The sequence below is a fragment of the Stenotrophomonas sp. ZAC14D2_NAIMI4_6 genome, from assembly GCF_003086875.1.
Taxonomy (GTDB): Bacteria; Pseudomonadota; Gammaproteobacteria; order Xanthomonadales; family Xanthomonadaceae; genus Stenotrophomonas.
Map to the genome: position 1 here is coordinate 3,661,434 of NZ_CP025996.1, position 17,277 is coordinate 3,678,710.

Consider the following 17,277-nt stretch of genomic DNA (forward strand, 5'->3'; position numbering starts at 1 on the left):
TCGACCAAGGTCGAGACCTACCAGAGCGGGTCATGGCGTCGGGCGGATTTTCGGGCGGATCATGGCGTGTCGACCAAGGTCGACACCTACCAAAGCGGGGCCTGGCGCTACCAGTCTGCGCGCAGGCCGATGTTGCCTTCGATCACGCGCCGTTCTTCGTTGCGGCTGCCGCCCACTTCGCGGGTGTAGTCGGCCACGGCATACGCGCTGATGGTGCGGTTGAAGCGCCCCACCACGCCGATGCCGGCTTCCAGCGCGCGTGAGCGTTGCGCGCTGGTTATCACGTCGGTGTCGAACTGCACGCGGTCCTCGCCGGAGCGGCCGTGCCAGTAATTCAGCTTGAAGTACGGCTGCCAGCCGTTGTCGGCCAACTGATAATCAGCGGCCAGGCGCAGGCCCACACGGCCGGTCCAGGCGTTGTCACTGTCAAACGACACCGCCGACACCGCGTCGCGCTGGTCATCCAGCGAACTGCGTTGCCAGATCACCTGTACCTGCGGTTCCAGCCACCACGCCGATTGCCCGAACTGCAGCAGGGGCTTGCCGGCTTCCAGCGACAGCGTGGTTCCGTCACCGCGCACATCGATGCCCAGCCCGCGCGATGAGCGCATGCGGCCGTCATAGCGGCTCTGCATCGCTACCGCGTCCAGGTAGCCGCCTTCGCTTCCGGTCAACGTCCAGTACAGGCCTACGTGCTTGTCGTCCAGGCGGCTCTGGCCCACCTGCACGTTCTCCCAGCCCAGGGCCAGGCCGGTCACCCGGCCATCGGCGCGGGTGCGGCCGACGAACACGCCGATCTGGTTGCGGTGTGCGTCAGCGGCGGCGGCCCAGACGTCCAGGCCGGCCTGCACGCCCATCAGATCGCCGTCGAAGCCGGGCTGGGCGTCGCCCTTCCACTGGATCTCGCTGCTCTGCCCGACCAGCCGGCCCCAGGCGGTGCGCAGGGCACCGGTGTTGTACAGCAGGCGCTGCTCGCCCTGGCGCTCATGGAAGGTGCCCAGGCTGGCCAGCGACGCCTCGCGCAGCAGCGGCGGCACCACCGCATAGGTGGCCGTTTCCAGACGGTACAACGGCACCACGTCGCCCTGCGCGGGTCGCGCGCCGGCACTGGGCGCAGGGCCCAGGCCCGGCAGGGCGCCACCGGCCACCGGCACGTCGGGCACCGGCGGGTCGCTGGGCGGGGCCACGTCGGCCGGCTGCGGCGGGGGCGCCGGGGGCGCGGTCTCGGCAGCGGTCAGGTCCGGGTCCACCGCCCCTTCCGGCGGCGGTGGCGGGGCCGGTGCAATCGCGGGCGGCGGCGCCACGGGCGGCGTGGGCGGCGGCGGCTCGGCGGTGCTGCCGGTTCCGCTGGGTGCCGGGGTCGGGCCGGATACGAGGGTGGAGCGCAGGTACCAGTTCTCACCGCTGCCCGCGCTTACCCCGCCCTTGAACAGGAAGTACTCGTAGGCACCGGCCGACACCGGGGCAAACAGCGAGAACGCACCGGCAGCGGTGGTCGCACCGTTCAGCGCCTGCACCACCAGGATGCCGTCGGCCAGCGTGGCCGCGCCGCCACCGCCGGCATTGAGGACGCCGATGCCAGTCGTGCCGGTTGCCGCGCCGCCATCGATCACCAGGCGATCAGTGACCGAATCGTCCGCGCCCAGCACGGTGCGCAGGTACAGACCGCCACCCTCACCCCGGTAGTTGCCGCGGATCGTAAATACATCGCCGGCACCTACGCCGGTCAGATCGATGCGCCCGGCGTTGACCACGTTCACCAGCGCGCTGCCGGTGAACGGGCGCACCGCATTGGAACCGCTGCCCGCGTACAGCGTGCTGGTGTCATCCAGGGTGAGCGTGCCGGTGCCGGTTGCACTGTCGCCCAGCCGCAGATCGCCATCGAAGGTCAGCTCGGTGCTGCTGGCCAGGCTGATGGTTTCCCAGTTCTGCAGGCGGCCCACCCCGGTCATCTTGACGTTGCTGAGGGCAAGCCGGTCGTTGCCACTGCCGCCGTCGAACAGCGGCACCGCGCCCAGATTGCCCTGGTTGAGGTTGGCCAGCGTGGCCACGTCATCGTCCGGACCGGCATCGATGGCGCCATAGACGATGCCGCCGCCATTCCAGTTGAAGGTGTCGTTGCCGGTACTGAGCAGTATCTGCCCGCGCACGGTGCCATCGGTGATGGTCACGCTGTCGGCGCCACCGCTCACGCTGATGTTGCCGCCGATATAGGCGGTGCCGGAAATGATGATGGTGTCGGTATCGAAACCGGTCACCACGTTGCCATCCACCGTGCCGCCCGACTGGTCCCACAGGTTCTTATCCAGCTTCATGTTGACCCGGCCGATGCGGCCGCCGGTCATCCAGGCCTGGTCACCATCTTCGAACGCACCGACGATGCGGCCACCGCTCATGCGGAACGTATCGATGTTATCGCCCTGCTGCAGGGCGCCGATGCTGCCGCCGCTCATGACGAAATCGTCGGCACCGCTGCCCTGCGTGACCAGCCCGGTAATGGTGCCGCCGCGCACGGTCATCTGGTCATCGCCGTTGCCCTGGTCAACGCTGTCCAGGGTGCCATCGTCGAGCAGCAGCACGTCGTTGCCGTCGCCCTGCAGTACGGCACCGGTGATGCTGCCTGCGAGCATCTCCAGTCGATCGTTGCCGGCGCCGAACTGCACGCCGGTACGGCCACTGATCGTGCCGCGGTTGACCAGAACGCTGTCACCGGCGCCGGTGAACTGCAGCGCCGTGGTGTTGCCTGTGCTGATGCTGCCCTGGTTGTCGACGCGACTGCCACCGCCCAGCTGTACAGCAATGCCGCCGGTGGCGGTGATCGCGCCCTGGTTCAGCAGCACATGACCGCCTGCGCCGGTCAGTGCCAGCGGCGTTGCACCACCGCTCTGCAGCAGCTGCGCGCCACTGGCCACGTTCACGGTGATGCCGCCGGCGCCACTGGCCGTGATCGGGGTGATGTACGGATTCGGCGCATCGGCACCGCAGCTGACGGTCTGGCCGGCAACGGGAGTGCTGGTATCGCATCCTGCCCAGGCCGATGGGGCGGCCAGGGCCAGGACCGAGGCCAGGAACAAGGGCGAACGACGCACGCCACACAGATCTGCACGGGACATACAGCACTCCTGGAACGGGGGTCAGGAACTGCGATGCACGGCACTGCTCAGAAAACGGGCGCGCCTACCGTAAAAGAAGCCCCCAAGCCTGGAAGTGAAGATTCCATCACGCGACAAGTGTGACCTCCAGCGGACGGCATGGGCAGCCACGCATGGCGTGGCTCTACTCGCCACATCCACGCAACCCGCACGGCCAGTAGATCCACGCCATGCGTGGATGCTCCACCCGCCAACCCCACCCCGCTCAAATCTTCAAATAAATGCGACGCTGGTCCAGCCACCACACCACGCCCCACCACAGCGCCACGAACGCGGCGGCCTGCAGCAGCGACGCCAGCGCCAGCGCGCCCGGCATCGCCATGGACAGCTGCTGCCACACCCAGCCCCACGCGCCGGTCGCCAGCAGGACCACCGACATCACCGATGCGCCCAGGTAAGCGGTAATCGCGTTCACACCGAAACGGCGCCCCAGCGCGGGCCAACCGCGGCGGTCAATCAACACATGCGCCAGCCACAGCGCCAAGGCGGCCAGACCACCGGTCCACAACACGTAGCTCGGCGTCCACAGCTGCTTGTTCAACGGCAGCACCGTTGCCAGCAGCAGACCCAGCACGGCACAGGCCACGCCCACCCCGGCCAGTGCAGCGCCACGGCCAGCGCGCAGCAGGCCACCGGCCAGCAGGCCGAGCACAGTGGTGGCCAGCGCGCCCAGGCTGCTCAGCAGGCCTTCCGGGTCGTGGCCCAGGCCGGTTTCCGGCTGCCATTGGTAGATCCACGGTGCGAACCACGCGGTATCCAAGCGGCTGGCCGGATTGGTAAACGGTGCCAGATCGCCGCTGCCCAGCAGCAGCACCGCGTAGCCCACCAGCAGACCGACCAGCAGCGCCAGCTGCGTGCGTGGCCGCGCATACACCGCCAGCACGCCCACCAGCGCCGCGCACAGCGCGATGCGCTGCAGCACCCCCCAGATGCGGAAGTGATGCGTGTGCAGCGCCCACCACACCAGCAGGTGCAGCAGCACCCCGGCAATGGCGATGCGCAGCGCGCGCTCCAGCACACCCTTGGCCAACGCCGGGCGCGCGGCACGGTCCTGCGCACGCGGGGCCACGCTGAAGGCCATCGATACGCCCACCAGGAACAGGAAGAACGGAAACACCAGGTCGGTGGGCGTGCAGCCATGCCACTCGGCATGGCGCAACGGCGCAAACACCGCGCCCCAGTCACCGGGGTTGTTGACCAGCAGCATGCCGGCCACGGTCAGGCCACGCAGCGCATCGATCGAGCCCAGCCGTGCCGACGCCGCCGCGCCCATCACGCGGCCTCGTACTGCCCGGCAATCCAGGTGCCGCGCACCTGCAATGCATCGTCCAGCAGCACCAGGTCGGCCTGGTAGCCCTCGGCGATGTGGCCCAGGCGATCATCCAAGTTGAGGAACTGCGCCGGGTAGGTCGAGGCCATGCGCGCGGCCTCGGCCAGCGGCTGGCCGAGCAATTGCACGGTGTTGCGCACGGCCGTGGCCATGTCCAGCGCCGAACCGGCCAGCGCACCAGCCGCGTTGCGCACCACGCCATCCACGGCGGTGATGGTTTCGCCGTACAGCACATAGCTGGGGTCATCGGCACCGACCGGCGGCATGGCGTCAGTCACCAGCAGCAGGCGCCCGCGCGGCTTGGCCGCCAGCGCCACGCGCAGGCTGGCCGGGTGCACGTGCACGCCATCGACAATGATGCCGATCCAGCTGTCACGGTCTTCCAGCGCGGCACCGACCGCACCGGGCTCGCGCCCCTGCAGGGGCGACATCGCGTTGTACAGATGAGTGAAGCCGCGCACGCCGGCATCCAGGCCGGCGCGGATCTCTTCATAACTGCCGGCGGTATGCCCGGCGGCCACGATCACCCCGCGCTCCACCAATGCGCGGATCGACTCCAGCGGCACCCGCTCGGGGGCCAGGGTCAGCAGGGTCACGCCGTTGTCCAGCGAAGCGGCCAGCGCGATTTCCTCGGCGTCGGGCACGCGGAACTTGCTGGCATCGTGGGTACCCTTGCGCGCCGGGGCGATGTACGGGCCTTCCAGATGGATACCGATCACCCCCGGCACGCCCTGCGCGATGGCATCGCGCATTGCCGCGATCGCTTCGCGCATCACGCCCACGTCGTCGCTGATCAGCGTCGGCAGCATGGCGGTGGTACCGAAGCGCCGGTGCGCCTGCGCGATGGTGCGCAGTGCGGCCACGTCGGGCGTGTTGTTGAACAGTGCGCCGCCACCGCCGTTCACCTGCACGTCGATGAAGCCGGGTAGCAGCCAGCCGCCGCCCAGGTCCACCTGCTCACCGGCGGCGCCCAGCTGCGGGGCGGCATCGGGCAGCAGCGCGGTGATGCGACCGTCTTCGACCACGACCGCCAGATCGTCGCGGAAATCATCGCCGGTCAGGATGCGCGCGTTGCGCAGCACCTGTTTGCGCGGGGCAGCGGCCATCACACCGTCTCCGTAACCTTGTTCAGATGCGGCGGCAGATCCGGGTTGAAGCCGCGGCGCAGGGCCAGCGCATTGATTGCGCGGTAGAAGCTCTGCACGGTCAGCAGCGGCGCGCACAGCGGGTGCGGTGCTGCCGCCACCGGCAGGTTGCCACCAGCACCGGCCAGCCACACCTGCGCGCCGCGTGCGCTGAATTCATCCACCACCGCACGGGTGCCGGCGCCGGTTTCATCGGGCTGGGCGAAGGCCAGCACCGGGAAACCGCGGTCCACCAGCGCCATCGGGCCATGCTTCACTTCGGCCGAACTATAGGCTTCGGCATGCAGGCTGCAGGTTTCCTTGAACTTGAGCGCGGCTTCCTGTGCTGCGCCCAGGCCCAGGCCACGGCCCAGCACGAACAGGTTGTGCGCCTCGACCAGACCGTCGGTCAGCGCCGTCCAGTCGCACTGCCACGCTTCGCGCAGTGCATCGGGCAGCAGGTCCAGGGCGTTGCGCAGGGCGCTGTCCTGCTTCCAGTACGCGGCCAGCTGCAGCAGCGCGGCCAGCGAGGCCAGGTAGCTCTTGGTCGCGGCCACGCTCTTTTCAGCACCGGCGTGCAGCGGAATGACCGTGTCGGCCAGCTGCGCCAGCGGCGAATCTTCCACGTTCACCAGCGCCACCACGCGGGCGCCGGCGGCCTTGGCGGCCTCGGCATTGCGCAGCAGGTCCGGGCTCTTGCCCGACTGCGAAATGACGATGAACAGCGCGCCGCGCAACTGCAGCGGTGCGGCATAGACCGAACCCACCGACGGCGAGGCCGAGGCCACCACCAGGCCCAGCTGGGTTTCCAGCAGGTACTTGCCATAGGTGGCGGCATGGTCGGAACTGCCGCGCGCGCAGGTCACCACGAACGGCGGCGGCGCCGCGCGCAGGCTGGCGGCCAGGGTTTCCATGGTGGCGTGGTTGCGGGCGAACTGGCGTGCGACCACATCGGCCGCTTCGGCGGCTTCGGCAAACATCAGGGTGGCGGTGGGGTCTGACAGCGACATGGCGGGCTCAGGCGGGTTCGGAAGGAAGGGGACGGGCGCCGGACAGGCGCATCGGCGCAGTGGAACCGCGCACCACCAGCTGCGGCACGAAGCCCTGGTTGTGCAGCGACGCGGGCGCCTCATCGTAGGCATCGCTGCGCAGCTGGCCGATCAGCAGGCGCGCGGCGTGGCGGGCGATGTCTTCGGTGGCCTGCTTGGCGGTGGTCAGTGGCGGCCACGACTGGCGCGAGAACGGGCTGTCCTCGAAGCCGGCAATGGACAGGTCGTAGGGCACGCTCATGCCGGCCGACTTGGCAGCGGCCAGTACGCCGGCGGCGATTTCATCGTTGGAACCGAAGATGGCGGTGGGCGGCTCGCGCAGCGCCAGCAGGCGGCGCGCACCGCGGAAACCGTCGTCGAAGGTGTAATCGCCCTGCACCACCAGGTGCTTGTCCACGGTCATGCCGTAGTCCTTCAGGGCCGCCTCGTAACCGGCGTAACGTTCGCCGGAAGAACGGTGCGAGGTGCCGCCCCAGAGGAAGCCGATGCGCTGGTGGCCGAGCTGGATCAGGTGTTCGGTGATCTCGTAGGCGGCCTCGCGGTCGTCCACGAACACGCAGGCACCGTCGGCCGGGTCTTCGGTGGCCGCAATGATGCGCACCAGCTTGATGCCGCGCGCGGTCAGCGCCTGGATCAGGTCGCGGCGCTCGGACATGGGGGCCGTCAGCACCAGCCCGGCCAGCCGCGAGCGCTGCACCCAGTCGGCCAGCTCGTCGGCCAGCAGCGGCGAGCTGGAATCGCAGGGGTGGATCTGCAGGCCGAAGCCGGTTTCGCGGCAGGCCGCCAGCACACCGTTCTGCACGCCGATGATGTGGTACGGGTTGGGGTTGTCATACACCAGCCCGATCACGAAGGTGGTGCCGCTGCGCAGGTTGCGCGCAGACGGATCAGGTTCGTAGTCCAGCTCGGCGATGGCACGCAGCACCCGCGCGCGGGTGGCCTGCATCACCGAGGGCTCGTTGTTGATCACCCGCGACACCGTCTTCAGCGAGACCTTGGCCTTTTCGGCAACGTCCTTGATGGTCGCTCTGCGCATCGGTTTTTCCTGGGGTTGGCTGCCGTCCATCATCGCCGATCAGCCCCGGTCCTGCGGCAGGCCCACGCGGTGGCCCACCACCGAATAGAACAGGATGTACAGGTAGCAGGGCACCATCAACAGCACGAAGGTGAGCTGGAAATCGATGTGCTGCTTGAGCAGGGCGAACAGCTGCGGAATGATCGCGCCACCGGCAATACCCATCACCAGCAGGGCCGAACCGGTTTCGGTGAAGCGCCCCAGGCCGCGGATGGCCAGCGGGAAGATGGCCGGCCACATCATGGCGTTGGCAAAGCCCAGCAGGGCCACGAAGGCCACCGACACATAGCCGTGCGTTGCCCACGCGCCCAGGCAGAACACCACGCCCAGCACCGCCGACAGGGTCAGGTAGCGCGACTGCGAGACCACCCGCGGAATCACCAGCAGGCCGACCACGTAACCGACCAGCATCGCGCCCAGGGTGAAGGCGGTGAACATCTTGGTCTCGTCCAGCGGCAGGTTGAAGCCATGGCCGTAGGTGCCGATGGCATCGCCGGCCATCACTTCCACGCCCACGTACACGAACAGGCAAAGCACGCCCAGCCACAGGTGCGGGAACTGGAAGATGCTGCGGCGCTCGACCGCACCGGCCGCCACCGGCGTGGCGTTGGCTTCGGAGGATTTGATTTCCGGCAGCGGCGAGAACAGCACCGCTACCGCCAGCACCACCAGCAAGCCGGCCATGGCCAGGTACGGGGCATGGATCTTGGCGGCGAACTGGTTCAGCAGCACGGCCTTGGTCGCGGCATCGGCCGCCTGCACCTGCACGTCCAGATCGCCAATGCCATGCAGCACCACCGTGCCGATCAGGATCGGCGCCAGGATGCCGGCGACCTTGTTGCAGATGCCCATCAGCGCGATGCGCCGCGCCGCCGTTTCAATCGGCCCCAGGATGGAGATGTACGGGTTGATGGCCGTCTGCAGCAACGCCAGGCCGCTGCCGATCACGAACAGGCCGCCCAGTGCGCCGGGGTACCAGCGCTGGGTGGCGAATTCGCCGAACAGTGCCGCGCCACCGGCCATCACCAGCAGGCTCAGGCTCAGGCCCTTCTTCATGCCCGTGCGGCGCAGGATCCACGACGAGGGCAGCGCCAGGAAGAAGTAGGACAGGTAGAACACCATCAGCACCAGGAAGGCGCCGACCTCGCTCAGCTCGAAGGCAAGCTTGACGAAGGTGATCAACGGGCCGTTGAGCCAGGTGAAGAAGCCGATCAGGAAGAACAGCACGCCGACGATGGCGATGGAGGTGGCCACGTTCGGGCGCGCGCTTGCAGCGGGGACGGCGGACATCAGGAGGGCTCCTGCGGCGACGGCCGCAGAACGCGGCGTCGGAGAGTGGCTGGGAACAACGTTGTCACATTCTTTCGATGGACGGCGGCGGTTTGTCAACTTCCAATCTGCACCGGTTCGCGCGGGTGCTGCACTGCAGAAGGAGACGGGGGGCAATGCCGCTGAATGGGCGACAGGCCTTGACGCTTGTGGCACAACGGCCTGCGGGACCGAACGACCATCACGCGGTGTAAACGTTTACCCGGCACTTGATTCGTTGCGCCGCAGCAACGAAAGTGTCACGAACTCGTTGACATCGTTGTCAGCGCAGTTACAGACTCCGCCCCATCGCCGGGTCTTTCGTGAGCCCGGTACCCACCTGCAGCAGGAGCCCGCGTGACCGCCAGCCATCCCGCCCCGGCCCATGTGCTTTCCCGTCACGCGCCCTCGTTCCTGGCCGCTGACGTTGGTGGCACCCATGTGCGCGTGGCCCGGGTGCAGGCCAGCGGCGATGCCGCCCATCCGGTGGAGGTGCTGGACTACCGCAAGTACCGCAACGCCGACCATGCCGGCCTGGCCGCCATCCTTTCCGACTTCCTGGGCGACGACGCCCGCCCCGCGCACTGCGTGGTGGCCACCGCCGGCTACGCCCGCGAAGACGGCACGGTGATCACCGCCAACGTGCCGTGGCCGTTGTCGGCGCGGCAGATCGAAGCCGAGGTGGGCGTGCAGCGCGTGCACATCGTCAACGACTTCGAAGCAGTGGCCTATGCCGCCGCGCAGGTCGATGCCAGCGGCGTGCTGCACCTGTGCGGGCCCGAAAGCGCCGCGCGCGGCCCGACCCTGGTGGTCGGCCCCGGCACCGGCCTGGGCGCGGCGTTGTGGATTCCCACGGCGAACGGCCCGGTGGTCCTGGCCACCGAAGCCGGCCAGCCCACGCTGGCGGCCAGCACCGCGCTGGAAATGGACATCGTGCGCCACATGCAGCGCGAGCGTGCGCATGTGTCGATCGAACACGCCCTGTCCGGCCCCGGCCTGATGAACCTGTACCACGCCGTCTGCGCCCTGCAGGGCGATGCCCCGCAGCTGGGCAGCCCCGACGCGGTCACCGCGGCGGCCATGTCCGGCAGCGACGCACACGCACGGCAGGCGCTGGATGTGTTCTGCGGCCTGCTGGGCAGCACCATCGGTGACATGGCGCTGTTCTACGGCGCCCACGGTGGCGTCTACCTGGCCGGCGGCATCCTGCCGCAGATCCGCGAATACCTGCGCGCCAGCACCTTCGTCGAACGCTACCTGCAGAAGGGGCCGATGGGCGAAGCGCTGGCACGCATCCCGGTGAAGGTGGTCGAGCATGGACAGCTGGGCGTGATCGGCGCCGCCAGCTGGTTCCTGCTGCACCACCCCGCCTGATCGGCAATACGCAGTACGCAACACGCTGTACGCGCTGTATCCGCACCACCGCGCAGGTTGCTGCAGAGGCAGCCGTGCGCGTTCCTACCTACCGCACGCCGCCGACACCGCAACCCAGTGATGAGGAGAGACATCATGAACACCCGCAAGACTCTGCTTTCGGCAGCCATCGTCGGCTGCCTCGCCTTCTCGGCGCATGCACAGCAAACGACCCCGCAGGACCTGGACACCGTGCAGGTGGTGGGTATCCGTGCCAGCCTGGAAAAGTCGCTGGACACCAAGCGCAACAACGTGGGTGTGTCTGAAGCGATCACCGCCGAAGACATCGGCAAGTTCCCCAGCACCAACGTGGCCGAAGCGCTGTCGCAGATTCCGGGCGTCACCCTGGACCGCCGCTTCGGCCAGGGCGAGCGTGTCAGCATCGACGGCACCGACCCCAGCCTCAACCTGTCCTTCCTGGACAACCACCCGGTGGCGCAGGCCATCTGGCTGTATGGCGAACAGCCCAACCGCGGCTTCGACTACACCCTGCTGGCGCCGCAGATCCTGGGCCGCGCTGAAATCATCAAGTCCTCCGAAGCGCGCCTGACCGAAGGCAGCCTGGGCGGCACCGTGCTGATGCACACCCGCCAACCGCTGGACATGAAGCAGAACGAAGTGGCCGCCTCGGTGGGCTACAGCTACAGCGAGCAGGCCAGCGACGGCAAGCCGAACGCGGCCGTGCTGTACAGCTGGAAGAACGATGCCGAGACCTTCGGCGTGGCCGTGTCGGCGCAGCACTATGAAGAAGCCGTGGACCGCCAGGGCAAGGAAGTGTTCGGCTACGTAAAGGCCAGCACCTTCGCCAACGCCACCGGCGTGGCCGCCGACGTGGACGTGCCGAACTCGTTCAACGCCGCCTGGTTCCAGCAGGAACGCAAGCGCGACAGCGCCGTGGTCAACCTGCAGTTCAAGCCGACCGACGAACTGGAGTTCAACCTGAGCGGCCTGTACATCAAGGAAAAGTTCGACAACTACAACCAGTCGCTCTACTCCTTCCTGACCTGGAACCCGGGCACCGTGAACGCGGTGGACCAGCTGGGCACCGTGCGCAACGGCGTGGCCACCAGCGGCCATTCCGATGCCAGCGCCACCGCCAACAGCGGCACGCTGATCTATGACAACAACGTGCGCCTGTCCGAGGTGACCACCAAGGGCGTGGACCTGCGCGGCGCGTGGAAGAGCGAATCGTGGGGCGTCAGCGGCCAGGTCGGCCAGAGCAAGTCGGAAAACAAGGACCTGGCGCAGTACTTCATCGAACCGTTCTACAACGGTGGCTACAGCTGGAACATGGACAAGGGCATCACCTTCGATGACCCGGCCGGTGCCCGCGATCCGGCCAACTGGGGTTCGGCCGGTGGCTGGTTCGGCAACAACGGCGTGTTCTCCACCGAGAGCAAGGACACCTACGCCCAGCTCGACTTCAACGTGCAGTTCGACAGCATCTTCAACCAGCTGCAGTTCGGCGTGCGCCATGGCAAGCACGATGAAGCCTTCACCCTGAACGTGTACGGCGGTGTGACCCCGGGCACCCTGGCCGACGTGGGCACCATCGGCCTGACCGACATCCAGGGCTTCACCGCGGACCAGGGCCGCCACGTGCAGGCCGGCCGTGACAACGTGCTGAACTGGGTGCGCAACAGCCCGATCGACTACAGCAACCCCGATCCGGCCAGCTACCTCAACAACAGCTGGGCGCTCACCCAGACCAACAACGCCGCCTACGCGCAGTTGAACTTCTCCAACGGCCCGCTGCGCGGCAACCTGGGCGTGCGCTACGTCGATTCCAAGACCGAAGGCAGCGGCTTCGTCTACGGTGGCACCCCCACCCTGACCGACCTGGACAGCAAGTGGCAGACCCGCACCAAGAAGGAAGACTTCGTGCTGCCGTCGCTGAGCCTGGCCTGGGACACCGACAATGACTGGGTGTTCCGCTTCGCCGCGGCGAAGGTGATCGCCTGGGCGCCGTACAACCAGATGGTCAACAACACCTTCCTGAACGACACCACCCTGACCGGCTCGGGCGGCAACGCCGATCTGTCGCCGTACGAGTCGTGGAACTTCAACGCGTCGGCCGAGTACTACTACGCACCGCAGTCGGTGGTGGCCTGGTCGGTGTTCTACAAGAAGATCGACAACTACATCGACACCTCGGCCACCATCGAGCGCCAGTACAACTCGATCCGCGATACCTCGCCGGCCACCTGGGCGAACATCGTCGGTACCAACGGCTGCACCGCCGACGGCTACTGCGATTACAGCATCCAGCGCCCGCGCAATGCCGGCAGCGGCCACGTGAAGGGCTTCAACATCAGCCTGCAGCAGCCCTTCGGTGAAAGCGGCTTCGGCCTGACCGCCAACTACACCTATGCCAACGGTGAGAACAACACCGGCGATCCGCTGCCCTACCAGTCGCGCAACGCCATCGCGCTCAGCCCGTACTTCGAAAAGGGCCCGGTGAATGCCCGCCTGACCTACAACTGGCGCGACAGCTACCTGGCCGGTGGCTACGTGGCCGGTGCGGCCCCGGCCAGCGTGGATGACTACGCTGAACTGGGTGCCAGCTTCGGCTACACCTTCAACGACAACTGGTCGTTGAACATCGACGCGCAGAACCTGCTGGACGAGACCTACTTCCAGTACCTGGGCGACAAGGAACACCTGGCCGGCAAGTACAAGAGTGGCCGCCGCTACATGGCCACCGTGCACTTCAAGTTCTAAGCCAGCGCAGTGCAACACGCGCGACGGGCCCGGTCTTCCGGGCCCGTCGTACGATGGGATACCGGTGGGCGCCTGCACAGGCGCCTGCGCGGCGGCCACTGCAGGCCGCCCACCACAGGAGTGACACGATGCGATTTTCCCCGCTTGCCCCGCTGCTGCTGGGCACCCTGTTCGCGGCCCTGCCGGCGCTGGCCGCCGATGCGCCGGCCCTGGATTCGGGCCCGGGCCCGCAACTGCGTGCCGGCAGCCTGATGCTGATTCCCGCCCCGGCGCGGGTACAGCGCGGCACCGGTGCGGGCATCACCGTGCGTGCCGACACCCCGCTGCTGGCCGACGGCGAAGCCGCACAGCGCGTGGCCGCGCAGTTTGCCGACCTGCTGGCGCGCAGCGGTGGCCCGCGCCTACCCGCAGCGCGTGAGGGCGCAGTGGCGAACACAGGCAGCATCCAGTTCCAGATCGTGCCGACCTTCCGCGACAGCGGCGAAAGCTACACGCTGGAAAGCGACGCACAGGGCGTGCGGGTGCAGGCCGGCAACGAAACCGGCCTGTTCTACGGCGCCACCACCCTGGCCCAGCTGGCCACCGGCGGCAGCAACGGCGTACTGCCGGCCGTGCAGATTTCCGACGAACCGCGCTTCAGCTGGCGCGGTTTCATGCTCGATTCGGCGCGCCATTTCCAGAGTCTGGACGAGATCAAGCGCGTACTCGATGCGATGGCCGCGCACAAGCTCAACACCTTCCATTGGCACCTGACCGACGACCAGGGCTGGCGCATGGAGATCAAGCGCTACCCGAAGCTGACCAGCGTCGGCAGCTGCCGTCTGCCCGCCGGCGATGGCGGCATCGATCCGGTCAGCGGCAAGCAGTACCCGTACTGCGGCTACTACACCCAGGACCAGATCCGCGAAGTGATTGCCTATGCGGCCAAGCTGCATATCCAGGTGATTCCGGAAATCGACGTGCCCGGCCACGCCACCGCCGCCATTGCGGCCTATCCCGAACTGGGCTCGATCAGCACCCCGCTGCAGCCGATCAGCGAATGGGGCGTGTTCCCCAACCTGTTCAATACCGAAGACAGCACGGTGCAGTTCCTGGAAAACGTGCTGGAAGAAGTGATCGCGCTGTTCCCCGCGCGCTACGTGCATGTGGGTGGCGACGAAGCAGTGAAAGACCAGTGGATCGCCTCGGCGCGCGTGCAGCAGCGCATGCGCCAGCTGGGCATCAAGGATGAGATGGCCATGCAGAGCCACATCATCAAGCGCCTGGAAACCTTCCTGGAAGACCACGACCGCCGCCTGATCGGTTGGGACGAGATCCTGGAAGGCGGGCTGCCGCCGCAGGCCACGGTGATGTCCTGGCGCGGTACCGAAGGCGGCCTGGCCGCGGCCAGCGCCGGCCATGACGTGATCATGTCGCCGGTCACCCACCTGTATCTGGATTACCTGCAGACGGCTTCGCCGAACGAACCACCGGGTCGCCCGGCGCAGGTGAACCTGGCCAAGCTGTACGCCTTCGAGCCGGTGCCGGCCGAACTGGCCGCCGACAAGCGCGGGCACATCCTGGGCCTGCAGGCCAACATGTTCACCGAGCACACGCGCAGCTACGCGCGCCTGCAGCACAACCTGTTCCCGCGCCTGGCGGCGGTGGCCGAAACCGGCTGGAGCCCGGTCGCGCAGCGTGATTTCCGCGATTTCCTGGCCCGCCTGCCGGCGCAGCTGCAGCGCTACCGTGCCTGGGGCCTGGCCTACGCACAGACGCCGTTCCAGGTGGCCGTGGGCCAGACCGACAACCGCGCCGCCAACACCGTAACGGTGTCGCTGTCCAACCCGCTGGGCTACGAGGTGCGTTATCGCACCGATGGCAAGCCGGTCACCGCGCAGTCGCCGCTGTACACCACGCCGCTGACCGAAAAGCTGCCGGCCACCGTGCAGGCGGCCGCGTTCTACCAGGGCCAGATGCTGGCCGCTGCGCCCACCGTGGTGGACTACAGCGCGCAGTCGCTGCTGAGTCGCCGCAGCCAGCAGCTGCTCAGCTGCGTGGGCGAAAAGGGCCTGGTGCTGCGCCTGGAAGATGACGGCCCGCGCGAAGGCGAACGCGCCGTGTTCAATGTGGACATCTTCCAGCCGTGCTGGCGCTGGGCCGATGCACAGCTGACCGGTATCAGCCGCATCGACGTGCGTGCCGGGCGCATTCCGTACTACTTCCAGCTGGCCCACGACGAACCGGCGCGCAAGTTCGAAAAGGCCACGCGCGCGAACGGTGAGATGCGCATCCGCCGCGGCGACTGCAGCGGCCCGGTGCTGGCCGAAGTGCCGCTGCCGGAAAAGCCCGATGCCGATGGCTTCGTGACCCTGCACGCCACACTGCCGGCCGGCCTGACCGGCACCGATGATCTGTGCATCAACTTCACCGGCGACACCCGCCCGGCGATGTGGGTGCTGGACGAAGCCACGCTGCGGTAAGCGCCCCCGGTCGCGGGGTCGGATCCCTCTCCGCAGGAAAGGGCTCTGACCCCGATCGGAGCCCTCACCCGCGCCAGCGCAGCAGCAGGTCGCGCAGCGGGGTAAAGGTGGTGCCCATGCCCGCCAGCACGCCGATCGTGTTGGCGATGGCATCCATCGCGTCGGCACTGCGGTTGCTGGTCAGCGCGCCCTGCGCGAACTCGATGCACACGCCCATCAGCACCAGGCCCACGCCCGCCCACAGCAGTGGGCGGCCACGGCGGAACAACTGCACGGCGCTGCCGGCCAGGATGAAATAGGCCAGGACGTGCTCGACCTTGTCGCTGTTCTTCGGCAGGTCCAGCGGCGGCGGTGGGATCAGGCAGACCACGATCACCACCAGCACCGCCAGCGCCCACAGCGCCGCCCACAGCCGCGGCCGGCGCAGCGGTTTGAGCAGCGGCAGCGCCGCACTCACAGGCGCCAGCTCAGGTCACCCAGTTCGAAGGCCGGCTCGAAATCGACATCGCGCTGCAGGCCGATCACCTGGAAGCGCTCGCCCATCTCGGTCGGCAGGGTCAGCTTCTTCACTTGGTCGCGCAGCTGGATGCGGCCCACCTCATCGGTGCGCTCTTCGGCCAGTACCAGCACCTGGTCCAGGCCGTTGCCGAGCAGGAAGCTGGCCTGGCTGCAGTAACCGGCCAGATCGAAGCCCGCATGTAGGCCGGCCTCGGCCATCGCGGTGAAATCCACCGACGCGGTGATGTCCTGCAGGCCCGGCCAGCGGTACACCTCGTTGTGCACGTGGTGGCGGTAGAACGCGCGCACCGTGCCGTCATCGCGGTCGTGCTGGTAGAACTCGGCGCGGCTGTAGCCGTAATCGACGAACAGCATCGCACCGCGCTGCAGGCCACCGGCCACCGCCTGCAGCCAGTACGGCAGCTGCGGCAGCACTTCGGAGCGATAGCCCTCGGCGAAGGGTTTTTCCAGATAGCGCTCGATATGGCGCACCGCGCCGTTCAGCAGCACGTCGGCCGGCTGCGCGCCACGCATGAAGTTGCCTTGGCCATCCAGTTCCACGGTTTCCTCGTAGACCTCGCCGTCCTTCACCAGGAAGCGCGGCGTGGGCAGCGCGTCGATCACTTCGTTGGCGAACACCACGCCTTCCCAGTCATCGTCGAACGGGCGGTCCACCCACTCCACGCGCGCGGCCAGCTCGGCCGGCAGGTTCTGCTGCAGGCGCTGCTGCTGGCGCTGGCGCAGGTCCGCACTGGGTTCCAGGATCGCGTAGCGCGCCGGCAGGGCGTCCAGCTCGGCCAGGCGCAGCAGCACGGCTTCGGCGAATGCACCGGTGCCGCCGCCCAGTTCCAGCAGGCGGGCGTGCGCGCCCAGCTGGCCGAACACCGGCGCCAGCGCGTTGGCCACGCTGCCGGCGAACAGCGCGCCCAGTTCCGGCGCGGTGGTGAAATCGCCACTGCCGCCGAACTTGCTGGCACCGGCGCTGTAATAGCCCCAGCCCGGCGCGTACAGGCACAGTTCCATGAAGCGGGAGAACGGCATCGCCCCACCCTGCGCAAGGATTTCAGCGCGCAGGGCGGCGGCCAGCTGGTCGCTGTGGGCCAGGGCATCGGCTTCGGGCAGGGGGAAGGTGGGCTGCATGGCGT

Annotated in this window: 11 protein-coding genes; 3 read left to right on the forward strand and 8 right to left on the reverse strand. The window is 68.0% G+C overall.

From position 1 onward, the window contains the following. Positions 1-107: 107 nt before the first annotated feature. The 6 genes from C1933_RS16670 to C1933_RS16695 form a co-directional block, all read right to left on the reverse strand. Positions 108-3,113: an autotransporter outer membrane beta-barrel domain-containing protein gene (locus C1933_RS16670; protein ID WP_108754154.1), complete on the reverse strand. Its 3,006-nt coding sequence runs from the start codon at positions 3,111-3,113 to the stop codon at positions 108-110. A gap of 244 nt (positions 3,114-3,357) precedes the next feature. Further along, positions 3,358-4,425, reverse strand: a complete 1,068-nt coding sequence (locus C1933_RS16675; RefSeq protein WP_108754155.1) for a heparan-alpha-glucosaminide N-acetyltransferase domain-containing protein — start codon at positions 4,423-4,425, stop codon at positions 3,358-3,360. Further along, the gene (gene nagA / locus C1933_RS16680) at positions 4,425-5,588 is read right to left on the reverse strand and encodes an N-acetylglucosamine-6-phosphate deacetylase (RefSeq protein WP_108754156.1); all 1,164 of its coding nucleotides are present in this window, start codon (positions 5,586-5,588) and stop codon (positions 4,425-4,427) included. The genes C1933_RS16675 and nagA overlap by 1 nt, the downstream gene beginning before the upstream one ends. Beyond that, the gene (locus C1933_RS16685) at positions 5,588-6,616 is read right to left on the reverse strand and encodes an SIS domain-containing protein (protein WP_108754157.1); all 1,029 of its coding nucleotides are present in this window, start codon (positions 6,614-6,616) and stop codon (positions 5,588-5,590) included. Before C1933_RS16685 ends, nagA begins: the two co-directional genes overlap by 1 nt. A gap of 7 nt (positions 6,617-6,623) precedes the next feature. After that, positions 6,624-7,691 carry a LacI family DNA-binding transcriptional regulator gene (locus tag C1933_RS16690; RefSeq protein WP_108754878.1) on the reverse strand — a complete coding sequence of 356 codons (1,068 nt, stop codon included), beginning with the start codon at positions 7,689-7,691 and terminating at the stop codon, positions 6,624-6,626. A gap of 39 nt (positions 7,692-7,730) precedes the next feature. Further along, positions 7,731-9,020, reverse strand: coding sequence for a sugar MFS transporter (locus C1933_RS16695; protein WP_108754158.1), 1,290 nt, complete (start codon positions 9,018-9,020; stop codon positions 7,731-7,733). A 375-nt stretch (positions 9,021-9,395) separates the two neighbouring features. Between C1933_RS16695 and C1933_RS16700 the strand changes: the two genes are divergently transcribed. From C1933_RS16700 to C1933_RS16710, 3 genes are all read left to right on the forward strand, one after another. Then, complete coding sequence (locus C1933_RS16700) at positions 9,396-10,412, forward strand: glucokinase family protein (protein ID WP_108754159.1); 1,017 nt, start codon at positions 9,396-9,398, stop codon at positions 10,410-10,412. 135 nt (positions 10,413-10,547) lie between these two features. Beyond that, positions 10,548-13,172: a TonB-dependent receptor gene (locus C1933_RS16705; protein ID WP_108754160.1), complete on the forward strand. Its 2,625-nt coding sequence runs from the start codon at positions 10,548-10,550 to the stop codon at positions 13,170-13,172. Positions 13,173-13,300: 128 nt separating this feature from the next. Continuing rightward, positions 13,301-15,634, forward strand: a complete 2,334-nt coding sequence (locus C1933_RS16710) for a family 20 glycosylhydrolase (protein ID WP_108754161.1) — start codon at positions 13,301-13,303, stop codon at positions 15,632-15,634. Positions 15,635-15,698: 64 nt separating this feature from the next. On the opposite strand, the gene C1933_RS16715 is transcribed toward C1933_RS16710, so the two are convergent. Continuing rightward, positions 15,699-16,091 carry a VanZ family protein gene (locus tag C1933_RS16715; protein WP_108754162.1) on the reverse strand — a complete coding sequence of 131 codons (393 nt, stop codon included), beginning with the start codon at positions 16,089-16,091 and terminating at the stop codon, positions 15,699-15,701. Next, positions 16,088-17,272, reverse strand: a complete 1,185-nt coding sequence (locus C1933_RS16720; RefSeq protein ID WP_108754163.1) for an SAM-dependent methyltransferase — start codon at positions 17,270-17,272, stop codon at positions 16,088-16,090. Before C1933_RS16720 ends, C1933_RS16715 begins: the two co-directional genes overlap by 4 nt. Positions 17,273-17,277: the final 5 nt, after the last annotated feature.

Coding starts and splice junctions, on each gene's coding strand:
- C1933_RS16720 (WP_108754163.1), bottom strand. CDS start 17,272: ATGCAGCCCACCTTCCCCCTGCCCGAAGCCGATGCCCTGGCCCACAGC.
- C1933_RS16685 (WP_108754157.1), bottom strand. CDS start 6,616: ATGTCGCTGTCAGACCCCACCGCCACCCTGATGTTTGCCGAAGCCGCC.
- nagA (WP_108754156.1), bottom strand. CDS start 5,588: ATGGCCGCTGCCCCGCGCAAACAGGTGCTGCGCAACGCGCGCATCCTG.
- C1933_RS16690 (WP_108754878.1), bottom strand. CDS start 7,691: ATGCGCAGAGCGACCATCAAGGACGTTGCCGAAAAGGCCAAGGTCTCG.
- C1933_RS16670 (WP_108754154.1), bottom strand. CDS start 3,113: ATGTCCCGTGCAGATCTGTGTGGCGTGCGTCGTTCGCCCTTGTTCCTG.
- C1933_RS16695 (WP_108754158.1), bottom strand. CDS start 9,020: ATGTCCGCCGTCCCCGCTGCAAGCGCGCGCCCGAACGTGGCCACCTCC.
- C1933_RS16710 (WP_108754161.1), top strand. CDS start 13,301: ATGCGATTTTCCCCGCTTGCCCCGCTGCTGCTGGGCACCCTGTTCGCG.
- C1933_RS16705 (WP_108754160.1), top strand. CDS start 10,548: ATGAACACCCGCAAGACTCTGCTTTCGGCAGCCATCGTCGGCTGCCTC.
- C1933_RS16675 (WP_108754155.1), bottom strand. CDS start 4,425: ATGGGCGCGGCGGCGTCGGCACGGCTGGGCTCGATCGATGCGCTGCGT.